Consider the following 12,125-nt stretch of genomic DNA (forward strand, 5'->3'; position numbering starts at 1 on the left):
TATATTTACCGAATCAACAACATTTCATTACCACCTTTTTGTAGTTCGTATTCTACTTTGACAATTGAAACTGTATATCCTAGTTCTTGTAATTCTTGGGTGATGCGATCAAGATAGGGCGAACGTTGCAACATCAGAGTTAGCAGAGGAAAAATCCGTACCTCTTGACTAACTCTCAGCATCTCCTTAATGGCATCAAAGTGGAATTGGTAATCATGGTGATCTGAATACAAAAAGAGAAAATGTGAACATAAAGCTATATCATATTCTTTATCTGGAAAATTCAGTTTTGGGAGTTCACCAATTAGATATCTTTTTTCTTGTTTTCCCTGATCATAATCACTGATAAATTTATTGATTGCTTGCACTCTATTTAATCTTAAATTATCAGCAGATTTATGATAAGACCAAATCCAATCATTAGGACTTGCCTTTACTTGGTCAATGATATTATCAACAACTTCATGAAATCTTTTCAGGATTTCATCACCACTAAATTGATATATTGGATCAATTGAAGTCACCTGTACACCCATTTTTGTAGCTTCTGCATTGAAGCTAGCCGGGCCATCGCCAACCCCTAAAATTCGCTTGTGCAAATCTGATTTAGTCAGATTGAACATTTGCACATATTCATCAAGCGATCGCCCAAAGGGAACGACTTTTTCTAACTTCATTGCCATTGGTATTTACCACTTGTATTATTACCTATTTCTAAAATCAATTAGCGTCTGTAAATAAGCATCAGGCATCCCAATATCAAAACTTTTTCCTTGCACAACATATCCGATCATTCCCTCCGCTTGACGCAACTTTTCCAGACAGGTTGTTAATTGAAATTCGCCACGTTCTCGAAAGTTATTATTAATATTCTCTTCGAGAAAATCAAAAATACTTGGCGTTAATGCATACAACCCAAAAATAGATAAAAATTCATTCTCTACTATGCCTTCTACACGCAAATGCTGACGTGCATACTCAACAGTTGGTTTTTCGTAGACTTGTGTCAACGAAAGAATAGAATTATGTTTTTGCCAAACTCCTGTGACACACCCAGCTTTATGAATAATTTCTGCTGAGATTGTTGTTAAACCAACAACACTTTGATTTGCTTGGGTGTAAACTTCTAAGACTTGACGCGCACAAGATTTTTTGATGTCTGATGCGTAAATATGGTCGCCTAACATCAGTAAAAATGGTTGATCATTTACCCATTCTTTAGCACAATATACAGCGTGTCCATAACCTGCTTGTTCTTTTTGTGACAAAAATTTGATTCTGTCACCTAAATCTACAATGTGTTTACTATGTTTTTGATTTTCTGGTGATAGCTTTTCAAACAGTTCAGCTTTAGGCGGGTATTTAAATAAATCGATAAAAACTTTTTTGTCTTCTGGTTGCACAATAATGCCAATTTCTTCGATCCCAGCACTAATTGCTTCTTCAACTATAAGCTGAATTACAGGTTTGACCCTGCCATCTTGATCAATAATTGGGAAAAGTTCTTTTTTCACAACTTTGGTAGCAGGAAATAAGCGAGTACCAAACCCAGCAGCAGGGATTATAGCTTTTTTAATTTGATTTTTCGGCATAAATAGTCAGTTGTAAACATTGCATGTGTGGGAAATCTCTTTCAATGATTTTAATTACTTTTTGTTGATTTTCTTTGTCTTTGACAATAAATTGTGCTGTGCCATCACCTTGGGAACCAACACCTTTTCCACCTAAAATATAAGGTTGAATCGGTGCATAATTCAGCAATTGATGTAAGACGGGTGCTGTTAACTCCTCAGGACAAGCCGGGATTAAATGCTTGTCAAATTCTATCTGTGCTTGTCTCATCAGAGTACCAATTTGTTCTGCATCATTGCTTTGTAAGGCGTCAATGGCGGCTTGAGTAATTTGATAGCTGATAGAACCCAGATATTTTTGCACATTCGCTTGCACTGCATTCGTAGCGAAGGGATAACACTGATTAAGTTTACTAAGAATTACTTGAGTATTTTTGCTAGCACCAAGATCCACTATGACAAAAAACAAATCCTTGGGAACACTAAGTTCGATGATCTCTGTATCTGTACCATCAAAGATCATAGCAATGGGACGATTACCGTAAGCACAAGCTTGATCCATGCGTCCGCAACGAGAAGGGGTGGTAATCTCTCCGAGATAGGCAAACTCCATCTCTTCTTGGATGGACATCTTTAAGTCATATACCAGATTAAAAGCCCTCGCCACTAATACACAAATAGCCGCACTCGATGACAGCCCTTTTTGAATCGGTAAATCTGTTAGATAATTGTCAATTTCTATTCCCCCAACACAGTTATGCGCCCCTACTAAAAATTGATAAGCAACACCAGCAGCATAACTAAAAAATCCACCCTTCCTAGCTTCTGCTAGCAAAGCCTGTGCTTCCATCGGTAGAGTTAGGGATTTACGAGTTCCATCCCCAAGGGAGGTACTAAGAATTAATTGATTGGGATGAGGCTTCACTTGTGCATACAGGCCCTGATTCGTACCTACCAGCAATGTGTAGCCTATTTTTAATTCAGGGTTGAGATGGCGGTATCCTCCCGCCCAATCACTATGTTCACCAAATATACACAGGCGTCCTGGTACAAAAATTTTCATATGTGTTTTGGATCTTACTCACTAAGGCTCATACTTTTTGTAACAATTAACTACTAGTTACGAGCATGTTCTTATACCATATTGTGCTGAGGGTCAAGCGGGGTAATGCCATACATTTGGCTTAATTTGTAATCAATTGCTGCTTAGTTATACTAGTGTCAGTTTAGAAACTGTCACTTACCCAAGACCGCGTTTTATACCAGAAAAGATATTCTTATTTTGTGCAAGGAGTGATACCACTTCACCATATGTTTGCCACAAGTTATTTTCGTAATACCCCCTAAATTAAAGGTTATTGCGAATATCAAATGTTGCATCAAACAAGTGATTTGGTATAGAAATATATAAAAGGCGCTTGAGTTCGCAAAATTACTCAAGCGCTTTTACGTATCATAAATTGTTAGTAGTTAGTGGTTAGTAGGTAGAGACGCGAGGAACATCGCGTCTGTACATTAGTTGTTAGTAGTTAGAGCACTAACTATTAACCACTAATACCATTTTATGAAAACCTTGATACAAATTACAGACGGTGTAGAGACGCGAAATTTCGCGTCTCTACAAATTTATATGTATGGTGATTAACGTGAAATGATATAACTACTAACTACTAACCACTAACCACTAACCACTAACCACTAACTATTGACCAATCACAAAATTAATCAACTTACCAGGTACTACAATCACCTTTTTGATTTCTTTACCTTCGAGGTAGCGCTTACCAATTTCCGATTCCAGGGCATACTTCTCCAACTCTGCTTTGTCTGCTTGTGCAGGAACTAGAATTGCACCGCGAGTTTTACCCATAATCTGAATCACTAAGTTAATTTCATCAGCAACCAATGCTGCTAAATCATACTTCGGCCAGGTTTGGGTATGGACTGAGTTGGTGTTACCCAATAAATGCCATAACTCATCAGCAATGTGGGGTGCAAAAGGCGCCAGCAGGACAACTAAAGTCTCAGTACCTTCTGCGTATACTGGCGAGTCTTTACAAGTAGCATCAGTGAGGGCATTACTTAGCTTCATCAATTCTGAAATAGCGGTGTTGAATTGATATTCGTCCTCTACGTCTTCACTGACTTCTTTGATCGCCGTGTGAATTGCCCGTCGCAAGTCTTTTTCGATTTTTGTCATTTGTCCTTTGTCTTTTGTCCTTTGTCCTTTGTTTGTGACAGATGACAAATGACTATTAACAAACTCAGTTACTAAGCGCCAAACTCGATTTAAGAAACGGAATTGCCCTTCTACATCTGCTTCATCCCACTCCAAGTCTTTTTCTGGGGGTGCTTTGAATAAGATGAACATCCGGGCGGTATCGACACCGTATTTATTAATCACATCTTCTGGCGCTACACCATTGCCTTTTGATTTGGACATTGTGGCGTAGATACGTTGGAGTGGTTCGCCAGTTTGAGGATCGCGGGGATCGTTAGGATCAACAAGATAGGAGGGAACCCATTTATCTTTACCACCTTTGTTAGGGTTGAAATAAGTCAAACCCTGCACCATACCTTGAGTTAACAAGCGTTGGAAGGGTTCGTCAAAGTTCAACAAGCCTCTATCTCGTAATACTTTGGTAAAGAACCGCGAATACAACAAATGTAAAATCGCGTGTTCAATGCCACCCACATATTGATCCACGGGCATGAAGTCGTTTACTTTAGCAGAGTCGAAAACTTGCTGTTCGTTTTTCGCATCAGTAAACCGCAAGAAATACCACGATGAATCAATAAACGTATCCATCGTGTCAGTTTCCCGCTTGGCTGGTGTACCGCAGTTTGGACAAGGTACATTCACCCAGCTTTCCAATTTAGCCAAAGGCGAACCACCACGTCCGGTAAATTCTACATCTTCTGGTAATTTTACGGGCAAGTCTTGATCGGGAACAGGTACTGCACCACAGTCGGGACAGTGGATGATAGGGATAGGCGCGCCCCAGTAACGTTGTCGGGAAATCAACCAATCCCGCAAGCGATACTGCACTCGTTCTTTGCCAAAGCCTTGTTTTTCGGCATATTCTACGATTGCTTTTTTGCCATCGATGGAATTCATACCATCAAATTGCCTAGAATTCACCAAAATTCCAGGTTCGGTGTAAGCTGCTTCTAATGGGGCTGATGCATCGCCTCCTTCCGGAATAATTACCACTTTAATCGGTAAATTCTGTTCCTTGGCAAATTTAAAATCCCGTGCGTCGTGTGCTGGTACACCCATGACTGCACCTGTACCGTACTCATACAGGACATAATCAGCTATCCAAATAGGAATTTCTTCCCCTGTAAACGGGTTAATTGCTTTACCACCCGTCGGTATACCCCGCTTGGGCTTATCTTCAGCAGTGCGTTCCAATTCGCTTTGGTTGGTGACTTCATTCACAAACGCTGCTACTGCTGCTTGCTGTTCAGTTGTAGTCACCAATTGTGTCAACGGGTGTTCTGGCGCTAACACCACGTAACTAACGCCGTAGACTGTATCTGGACGGGTAGTATACACACCGATTTTTTCAGAACTACCCACAATGGGAAATTCCAAATATGCGCCTATAGATTTGCCAATCCAGTTGGCTTGCATCAATTTGACACGTTCCGGCCAACCTGGCAATTTTTCCAAGTCATTCAACAATTCTTCGGCGTAGTCAGTAATTTTGAAAAACCACTGTCGCAACAATTTGCGTTCAACTTTTGCCCCACTACGCCAGGAACGTCCTTCGCTGTCAACTTGTTCGTTTGCCAATACTGTTTGATCGATAGGGTCCCAGTTCACAGCTGCTTGTTTTTGGTAAGCTAACCCCGCTTGGTAAAACTGCAAGAAAATCCACTGTGTCCATTTGTAATAGTCTGGTGAACAGGTGGCAACTTCACAATCCCAATCAATTGATAAACCCAGATGTTGCAATTGCTGCCGCATCTGGTCGATATTTTGATAAGTCCACTTGGAAGGGGGAACACCCCGATCAATGGCGGCGTTTTCTGCGGGCAAACCGAAAGCATCCCAACCCATCGGATGCAGTACCCGATACCCTTGCATTCGCTTGAGGCGGGCAATCACATCGGTAATCGTATAATTACGGACGTGACCCATGTGCAGGCTGCCCGATGGATAGGGGAACATGGACAGGGCGTAGTATTTTGGCTTATTGGTGTCTGGGGAAGTTTTATCTAAGCCAAGTTCATTCCATGTCTTTTGCCATTTTTCCTCAATTGCGGTTGGGTTATATCGGGAATCCACAAAAACTCTCCTACTGGACTTTAACCATAGTCTGCCTACATATTTTAGATGATGGTAGGCAGACGAACAGGTTGGTTGAAATAAGCAATGATTGAATTAAAGAAAAAATATTCTGATTTGTTGCGGGTGTTTGTTTATGGCACCCTCAAACCAGGAGAAGCTAATTATAATATCTACTGCGATCGCAAAGTGGTAAATGCGACTAAAGCTTATGCACTAGGCAAACTGTTTGCTCTACCCCAAGGCTACCCAGCCATGACATTGGGAAATAATTGTGTCTACGGGTATTTACTAGAATTTAATTGTCCCGATATTCTAGCTGAACTAGATGAACTGGAAGATTACCACCCCGCTAGACCTGCTTCGGAAAATTTGTATAATCGCCAACAAATAGAAATATATGATTTACAAGGACGTTCCCTTGGCTGGGCTTGGGTTTACTTGATGACCTTACAAATGATTGAACAATTGCGAGGTATTTACCAAGCTGATGGTTGGTGGACTAATTGATAAATTATGAATTTTTTTTATGATTCATAATTTATCATTCATAATTCTTAATGATATTCGTTTTCTATACTTAACGGTTGTAACTGTTTTTCCAGGTTAACTGGCTTTTCTGGAGTAGTTTCTGCTGCTTTCGGAATTGGCAAGATAGGATTGTTAATAGAAACAATTAATGGTGCAGCAATATTTTCTGGCTGTGCTAGTTGCGCCTGTTCTGTTGCAGGCCGTTGAGCCAGTTGTGGGGTTAATTTCCCGCCTGGTAATAACCCAGATACTGCACCAATCAGGGTCGCAGCAATCGCTGTACCTCCCCAGATCAAGGCCAAACGCGCACGGCGACGACGTAAACGAGATAGGACTCGTTCAACAGTTTCTTCCACCGGCTGCGACTGTGGTATGGGCATAGTTCGTAAGCCCTGACGCAACTTCAAAAGTCGCGCATACAAGCACTTTACCGCCTGATCGTTTGCCAGTAGTGCTTCTACTTGCCTACGTTCGGCAGCTGTCACTTCTCCATCAAGATAAGCACTCAATAACTCGAAGCGATCGCGCTTCACCATATCCATAGCACCCGTTGATTCATTGGTATGCTCTGCCTCCCCATCTAGCAAATCGATATTTAATTGCAAGTAGGAATGGTCATTTAAATGAGAATCAGTAGTCATCTTAACATTATTACCAATTCATGCACGGGTAAACATAGCGGACTCGGCCCCAGTTGCTCATTATTTCTCCTGTTTTTGTTGATGGCAGAAGCAGTTTCCATAATCTTAATAAACCTTAATGAAATATAAAAATCTGCCATTAATCATAAAGGTAGAACTTTAAACTAGGAACCAAGATAAGTTTGTAACTGCGATTGCAACCTGGCTCTAGCTCTGGCTATTCTCGATTTGACTGTTCCTAAGGAAACTCCTGTGATTTCGGCAATTTCTTCGTATGCCATACCCTCAATTTCCCTTAGAACTATCGTCGTACGGAACACCTCAGGCAGATCCGCGATCGCGTCTCGCAATTGCTCATAAAACTCTCTAGTTGTAAGTTCTTCCTCTGGTCCAGGAGTATCTCCTGCGATTTCCCAATCCATTTCGCCGTCGTCTACCGAACGGGGAGCATCCAGCGAGACAGGACTGACAACTCGCTTGCGTTTGCGTAACTCGTCGTAGAACAAGTTAGTAGCAATGCGGCTTAACCAACCCCGAAATTTAGATGGTTCTTGCAATCGGTGAATATTGCGATAGACCCGAATCCAAACTTCTTGAGCGAGATCCGCTCTGTCAGACCAATCAGGGGCCAAATGATACAATACCCTATCGACTTGGGATTGATAACGACGCAGTAGTTCTGCAAATGCAGCACGATCTGGGCGCAGTCCAGTCTGACAGCGTAAAATTAAATCGTGGTTAGAAAGTTTGTCAACTTGCACTGATGCTTCCGGGAGTCTTGCATCAACAGTTGACCAGGATACAGTAATCGATTCGCTCATAGATCGTACTGGCTGTAAATCATCCCTATCTATTAGACCTACTTATCTGCTGGAAGTTCCTTGTATAAGTGACGGATTTATGACTGGAACACAGGATACTTTGACAGATATATGTTTGTCAGACACAGTGACGTTACGTATCTTTGTGACAGCAAACATCACTGAATACGTACTATTGCCAAAAATATTTTTTTATGATATCTAAAATCACTAATCAGTTATCAATTTAAACTGTTAACTGTTAACTGTTAACTGATTCATGCCCATTACCGATTACTTTTGTGGCAACCTCACCAAAATAGTAGGTGCTGATTCTTTTAACTGCTGTAATTTAGCACCACTGTTAGGTTCTTCTAGTAAGCGAACGTGCACAAATAAATTGAGGGAAAATGTAATCGTTATTGCTAATAATAGTTTTTCTAACATAATATTTGCTCCCACCCACACCATGAACACCACTTAAAATTAATGATTGCCTGCTGCGCCTCTTCGGTTCCAGGAAGTAACTATAAAATTCTTACCCGGATTTTTTGCAAAATTAGGCAATGGCAATATCTGTATAGCCCTAGTTTGCCCATGAGTATGAACAAATTCATAATGGAACTGCTAAATGTTTGTAAATTTTTGGTAATTGATTTACAACAGAGTCTGAAAAGTTTTTCAGTAATTAACTAACTGTAAATAATTTAGGACTTACGCATGAGAACCAAAAATCAAAGGTTCGGGAAAGGGGTTCAAGGAGGTGTCAATAACCGTTATACCCCTACACTCCTACACCCTGCCACGAACGTTGCACTCTGATCGCGTAAGTCCTATAAATTAAGAAGCACAATCGCTTCTATTAAAGCTAAAGTAAGTAAAGTCGTGATCTGATGGCTCAGTCAACCGGGGATTTTTGGAGAAAATAAACGATGGCGACGGTAAGAAATGAATCTGTAACGCGTATGGCGATGTTACTTTGTTTTGGCACGGGCTTCTTATCTCTCGCTGTCCATTGGCATGTTTCTAATTTGATGGAACCTCCCACAAATCAAGACACTAGTGGAATTTATGTAGCAACGGCAGCAGGTACAACTACAAAGCCAAAAAGTTCCATCCCCAATGAAACACACAAAGCTAATGTCTCTCGCCCGATTCAGTCCCTGTTGGCTAAGGTTTCGATGCCCCAAAAGCCTTCTACTGTTCTGGCATCTGCCAATCAGACACATGTAGTAGTTGATTTAAGCGATCGCCGCGTTTATGTTTACCGTCAAGATCAAGTTATTGCCAGTTATCCTACTGGCATAGGTAAAAAAGGCTGGGAAACACCCACAGGTACTTTTGAAATTCAAAACATGCGGCGCAACCCTATTTGGCGTCACCCAATCACAGGTAAAGTGTTCCCAGCAGGTGTAAATAGCCCTCTGGGAGATAGATGGATAGGTTTTTGGTCAGATGGCCACAACAAAATCGGCTTTCACGGTACACCAGATGATAGCTTAGTGGGTAGTGCCGTTTCCCACGGTTGCTTGCGTATGCGTACTCCCGATGTTCGTATGTTGTTCCAACAGGTACGTGTAGGTACAAAAGTGGAAGTTCGACAGTAGTTAGTTGTTAGTTGTTAGTTGTTAGTTGTTAGTTGTTCGATTTTCCTACTAACCACTAACCACTATCCACTAACTACTTTAAGATTGTGACTTTTGCTCAAAATTGGGTGCGTAGGCTTGGAGTAAAGTACTGACTTGGCGTAAAACTTCATTACCAGTGTTTTTACCCAATACTTGCCGTTCTGGAAAGAAATTCGGTCTATCCAGGTAGCGGCTAATCGCTTCACTAACTTGCTGGGCAATTAATTCTTGTAGTTCTGCCTTGGCGTGTTGGCGCTGATAGCTAGCACCTTCTTCCGTAGTTGCATATAGAGGGGGTAGCCGATTGAGGGCGTAAGCAGCAATATCTCCAACATCCAAGGAAGTTTCGCTAGTAGCTTCGATTTCTGCTACACGGGTGATCGCTTCTGTCAGTACCAACTCTTCCATAACATTAATAAACTGTTTGCGTGGTACCGCTATCACCTCACCAGTCAACAGCGCCCCCATCAGTCGATCAAGTGCCATGTACTCTTCAATTGAGAGTTCGTTGGCATTGTCACAGATTCGCCCAACTTCTGCTTCCATTGCTGGTGTCAAATAACCATCCTGGAGAGACTGTTGCACAATTTTTTCTATACTCATAATGCTCATATTTTATAAGCCATCCAAGCAAGGAGGGACGGTACCAATCCAGTTTATTTTGCCCAATTTGGGCAAACAATACACAATGATTTACTATTTAAATTCTTGATATCGCCACGGTGTTGGGTCAACAGATTGACCGTTGACATATAATCCCCAGTGTAAGTGAGGTCCTGTAGCAGCACCTGTAGAACCCACCGCGCCAATGACTTGACCGGGTTTAACCATATCGCCTTCTTTGACATTAATGCGACTCAGATGCATAAAAATACTTGTTACTCCTTGACCGTGGTCAATGCCAACAACGTTACCATGAACCCGAAAACCTTGGGATACCCTTCCTACTAAAGCAACTTTTCCTGCCGCCGGAGCCACTACAGGTGAACCCGTAGAACCAGCGTAGTCAACACCGCGATGGTAGTAATCTTTTGCAAATTTACCATTATAGTAACGACGTACACCATAGATAGTAGAGATTCGCCCCGCATTTGGTTTGATAAAAACGCCACTCCAGTATTTTTGTGGTGTTTGCAGGGCTTTAAATTCTGATACACGCTTGAGTTCGTATTCTGTGGCTTCTACTCCTGCTTTACCTGGGGGTAAATTAATTCGTTGTACAGGGAACTTGCGTGAGTTCACCTGCACCAATAAGTTCCGTACCTGACCATCTCCGGTGACTCGAATTGTTCTTTTTCCAGCCTTTTGCAATGGTGTAGTGGGAATAAAAGCCCGATACTGATTAGGCGCAACTTCAAACGCTGGGTAAGTTTTCTCTCCAGAAGAGACTTTTGGAGTCGCGCTAGCGACCGGATTATCTACACTAATGAAAACCGATAATGTATCCCCTAATTTCGGATTAGCTGGAGTCATCCTTACCTGTAAAGCTTCTACGGGTAGTGCTAATGCTACAGGGAAAGCAGCTAACATCCCGGCTACCATGCTGGTAACAAGACGGTTAACTTGTAAATTAGACACAGCTGCTGGAACCAACTTCTGAGTGCGATCTACGGTAGTCATAGAGATACAAAAAATCCTATCTGCTGATGAACAACAGACTATTTTACGGGCTGTAGTGTTTCTATCTCCCCAAGCAAATTTTATGAGACAACACTTTTTAGTGTAATATTTGTGACTTGTCAAGTGCTAGCCCTGCACTAACATTAATTTTGCTGGCTGGTTTGAAATTAAGTCAAAACTGCTTTATATACGGGGAATCGGTTTGACAAACTCTACGTAAATTTTGATTAATTCTTGTTAATTAAAGATTAGTCAAAAATGCAAAATTAATATACGAAGTTCCACTAACTCTGGATGTAAATTAAGTAGACCTCTGGTGAAAAAAATGTAGAGACGCAAAATTTTGCGTCTCTACAAGGATTTTGGGTAACGCATAATTCATTTCTGGAGATGTCTAGTGGGAACGAGTGAGAACTTATTTGAGAAACGAGCGAAAATCACCTAACGCTTTAGTTAATGCTCTCCATCATCAGGATTTGATTTATTTATAATAAAAGCTCTAAGATATGCAGAATAAGGGTTACAGCTTTTAAAGCCATTGAACAGTAATGGTATGAGTCAGGCGATCGCTTTCGTGCATTCCTGGAGCGATCGCAAACGTAATATCTTTAAGCTTGAGCATATTCGCAAAGCTTGGCAGAGGCCACATCAGCAAAACTGGTTAAGGGTGTCTGCCCTTAGGTAGCATGAAAAAAAGTGCCTGATGTAGAGCCAGAAGATGACGCTAAATCAGAATAAATAATTAATATATTGTAGTAATTAGCAATTAATATATCAAATTGTAATTGAGTCACCTACCATGACAATAAAAGAACAACTGCTGCAAGAAATAGAAACTTTACCACCAGAATTACTAACAGAAGCACTTAATTTTCTTCGAGAAATCAAAATCAGTCATACAGAAAAACAGTCAATTAAAAATCACTTACGCGGTTCTATAGCTGAAGATTTACTAGAATTTGCAGGAACTTGGTCAGGTAATAATATTAAAGAATGTCTTTAGCTTGTTCATGATACTCGTATGCCATTGAAATTTTAAG

Annotated in this window: 12 protein-coding genes; 3 read left to right on the forward strand and 9 right to left on the reverse strand. The window is 41.0% G+C overall.

Features of this window, described 5'->3' with window-relative positions; translation table 11 throughout:
* Positions 1-5 precede the first annotated feature (5 nt).
* From RS893_RS23495 to leuS, 4 genes are all read right to left on the reverse strand, one after another.
* Positions 6-683 carry an SAM-dependent methyltransferase gene (locus RS893_RS23495; RefSeq protein ID WP_315788095.1) on the reverse strand — a complete coding sequence of 226 codons (678 nt, stop codon included), beginning with the start codon at positions 681-683 and terminating at the stop codon, positions 6-8.
* Positions 684-704: 21 nt separating this feature from the next.
* Entirely contained in the window at positions 705-1,592 is an 888-nt protein-coding gene (locus RS893_RS23500) for a UTP--glucose-1-phosphate uridylyltransferase (protein WP_315788096.1), read from the reverse strand.
* Complete coding sequence (locus tag RS893_RS23505) at positions 1,573-2,634, reverse strand: GHMP kinase (protein WP_315788097.1); 1,062 nt, start codon at positions 2,632-2,634, stop codon at positions 1,573-1,575. Before RS893_RS23505 ends, RS893_RS23500 begins: the two co-directional genes overlap by 20 nt.
* A 639-nt stretch (positions 2,635-3,273) precedes the next feature.
* Positions 3,274-5,865 carry a leucine--tRNA ligase gene (leuS, locus tag RS893_RS23510; protein WP_315788098.1) on the reverse strand — a complete coding sequence of 864 codons (2,592 nt, stop codon included), beginning with the start codon at positions 5,863-5,865 and terminating at the stop codon, positions 3,274-3,276.
* 87 nt (positions 5,866-5,952) lie between these two features.
* Here leuS and RS893_RS23515 point away from each other — a divergent pair, with 87 nt between their 5' ends.
* On the forward strand, positions 5,953-6,375 hold the full coding sequence (locus RS893_RS23515) for a gamma-glutamylcyclotransferase family protein (protein ID WP_315788099.1): 423 nt from the start codon (positions 5,953-5,955) through the stop codon (positions 6,373-6,375).
* A gap of 47 nt (positions 6,376-6,422) precedes the next feature.
* Here RS893_RS23515 and RS893_RS23520 read toward each other — a convergent pair whose 3' ends face one another.
* The 3 genes from RS893_RS23520 to RS893_RS23530 all read right to left on the reverse strand — a co-directional run bounded on the left by RS893_RS23520 (position 6,423) and on the right by RS893_RS23530 (position 8,284).
* The gene (locus RS893_RS23520; RefSeq protein WP_315788100.1) at positions 6,423-7,037 is read right to left on the reverse strand and encodes an anti-sigma factor family protein; all 615 of its coding nucleotides are present in this window, start codon (positions 7,035-7,037) and stop codon (positions 6,423-6,425) included.
* A gap of 164 nt (positions 7,038-7,201) precedes the next feature.
* Positions 7,202-7,858, reverse strand: a complete 657-nt coding sequence (locus RS893_RS23525) for a sigma-70 family RNA polymerase sigma factor (RefSeq protein ID WP_315788101.1) — start codon at positions 7,856-7,858, stop codon at positions 7,202-7,204.
* A gap of 273 nt (positions 7,859-8,131) precedes the next feature.
* Positions 8,132-8,284: a hypothetical protein gene (locus tag RS893_RS23530; RefSeq protein ID WP_315788102.1), complete on the reverse strand. Its 153-nt coding sequence runs from the start codon at positions 8,282-8,284 to the stop codon at positions 8,132-8,134.
* 485 nt (positions 8,285-8,769) lie between these two features.
* On the opposite strand from RS893_RS23530, the gene RS893_RS23535 reads away from it, so the two are divergent.
* The gene (locus RS893_RS23535; RefSeq protein WP_315788103.1) at positions 8,770-9,444 is read left to right on the forward strand and encodes a L,D-transpeptidase; all 675 of its coding nucleotides are present in this window, start codon (positions 8,770-8,772) and stop codon (positions 9,442-9,444) included.
* Between the two features lie 78 nt (positions 9,445-9,522).
* On the opposite strand, the gene RS893_RS23540 is transcribed toward RS893_RS23535, so the two are convergent.
* The gene (locus tag RS893_RS23540; protein ID WP_315788104.1) at positions 9,523-10,068 is read right to left on the reverse strand and encodes a late competence development ComFB family protein; all 546 of its coding nucleotides are present in this window, start codon (positions 10,066-10,068) and stop codon (positions 9,523-9,525) included.
* A gap of 93 nt (positions 10,069-10,161) precedes the next feature.
* Positions 10,162-11,085: a M23 family metallopeptidase gene (locus RS893_RS23545; RefSeq protein ID WP_315788105.1), complete on the reverse strand. Its 924-nt coding sequence runs from the start codon at positions 11,083-11,085 to the stop codon at positions 10,162-10,164.
* A 799-nt stretch (positions 11,086-11,884) separates the two neighbouring features.
* Here RS893_RS23545 and RS893_RS23550 point away from each other — a divergent pair.
* Complete coding sequence (locus RS893_RS23550) at positions 11,885-12,088, forward strand: DUF2281 domain-containing protein (protein ID WP_315788106.1); 204 nt, start codon at positions 11,885-11,887, stop codon at positions 12,086-12,088.
* Positions 12,089-12,125 lie beyond the last annotated feature (37 nt).

The sequence above is a fragment of the Fischerella sp. JS2 genome, from assembly GCF_032393985.1.
Lineage (GTDB): Bacteria > Cyanobacteriota > Cyanobacteriia > Cyanobacteriales > Nostocaceae > Fischerella.

Bases quoted from the DNA above. Each gene is read 5' to 3' on its own strand.
- RS893_RS23545 (WP_315788105.1), bottom strand. From the start codon at position 11,085: ATGACTACCGTAGATCGCACTCAGAAGTTGGTTCCAGCAGCTGTGTCT.
- RS893_RS23500 (WP_315788096.1), bottom strand. From the start codon at position 1,592: ATGCCGAAAAATCAAATTAAAAAAGCTATAATCCCTGCTGCTGGGTTT.
- RS893_RS23535 (WP_315788103.1), top strand. From the start codon at position 8,770: ATGGCGACGGTAAGAAATGAATCTGTAACGCGTATGGCGATGTTACTT.
- RS893_RS23505 (WP_315788097.1), bottom strand. From the start codon at position 2,634: ATGAAAATTTTTGTACCAGGACGCCTGTGTATATTTGGTGAACATAGT.
- RS893_RS23550 (WP_315788106.1), top strand. From the start codon at position 11,885: ATGACAATAAAAGAACAACTGCTGCAAGAAATAGAAACTTTACCACCA.
- RS893_RS23515 (WP_315788099.1), top strand. From the start codon at position 5,953: ATGATTGAATTAAAGAAAAAATATTCTGATTTGTTGCGGGTGTTTGTT.
- RS893_RS23520 (WP_315788100.1), bottom strand. From the start codon at position 7,037: ATGACTACTGATTCTCATTTAAATGACCATTCCTACTTGCAATTAAAT.
- RS893_RS23495 (WP_315788095.1), bottom strand. From the start codon at position 683: ATGGCAATGAAGTTAGAAAAAGTCGTTCCCTTTGGGCGATCGCTTGAT.
- RS893_RS23525 (WP_315788101.1), bottom strand. From the start codon at position 7,858: ATGAGCGAATCGATTACTGTATCCTGGTCAACTGTTGATGCAAGACTC.
- RS893_RS23530 (WP_315788102.1), bottom strand. From the start codon at position 8,284: ATGTTAGAAAAACTATTATTAGCAATAACGATTACATTTTCCCTCAAT.
- RS893_RS23540 (WP_315788104.1), bottom strand. From the start codon at position 10,068: ATGAGTATAGAAAAAATTGTGCAACAGTCTCTCCAGGATGGTTATTTG.